1 protein-coding gene is annotated in these 210 nt (G+C 64.3%); it reads left to right on the top strand.

Going from position 1 to position 210, the window contains the following annotated elements; genetic code table 11:
* Positions 1–210, top strand: a 210-nt coding sequence (locus tag KW825_RS20440) for a VCBS domain-containing protein (RefSeq protein WP_218330260.1), incomplete at both ends; no start/stop codon positions are given.

Here is a 210-nt window from a genome sequence, read left to right as displayed (position 1 = left end):
GCGCGGTGACCGAGGATGCCAGCAATCCGACCCTGACCGACAGCGGCACCCTGACCCTGACCGATCTGGATGCGGGCGAGGCAGTGTTCAAGGCCGGTACCGGTACCCCGACCGGCAGTGTGCTGGGCAGCCTGACCATCACCACAGATGGCAAGTGGACCTACAACGTGGCCAACGGCGACGTGCAGTACCTGAAAGAGGGTGAGACCA

Source organism: Aeromonas sp. sif2433, from assembly GCF_019218705.1.
GTDB classification, from domain to species: Bacteria; Pseudomonadota; Gammaproteobacteria; order Enterobacterales; family Aeromonadaceae; genus Aeromonas; species Aeromonas encheleia.
Note: the sequence above shows the minus strand (reverse complement) of the source record. Positions and strands in the feature narration are given on the sequence as shown.